Source organism: Bacillus sp. SIMBA_008 (assembly GCF_046535495.1).
Lineage (GTDB): Bacteria > Bacillota > Bacilli > Bacillales > Bacillaceae > Bacillus > Bacillus subtilis.
Genome location: NZ_JAWRWL010000987.1, coordinates 1 through 248, shown reverse-complemented (window position 1 = coordinate 248; position 248 = coordinate 1). Strand labels below are relative to the sequence as shown.

Sequence of the window (248 nt, the reverse complement as noted above, 5' to 3'; positions counted from 1 at the left end):
CACCAGGTGAAAAATATCAATATAGTAATGCGAATTATATAATACTTGGTGCACTTATTGAGGCCGTTACAAATGAAACATTTTCATCATATATGGAAAAGCACATTTTTCAGCCATTAAATATGAATGGTGCGGCAGCAAGTAAAGAGACTGCATATGAAAAAGGTTATTTAACAGGTTATCAGTCTTGGTTTGGCATACCGAAAAAAAGTATAGTCGCCTATGATAATGCCGGGGCACCGTATGGC

At 36.7% G+C, this 248-nt stretch carries 1 protein-coding gene; it reads left to right on the top strand.

Annotation, left to right across the window (positions count from 1 at the left end; genetic code table 11):
* The coding region (locus SB658_RS26340) for a serine hydrolase (protein WP_410603448.1) at positions 1-248 on the top strand (248 nt) is incomplete at both ends.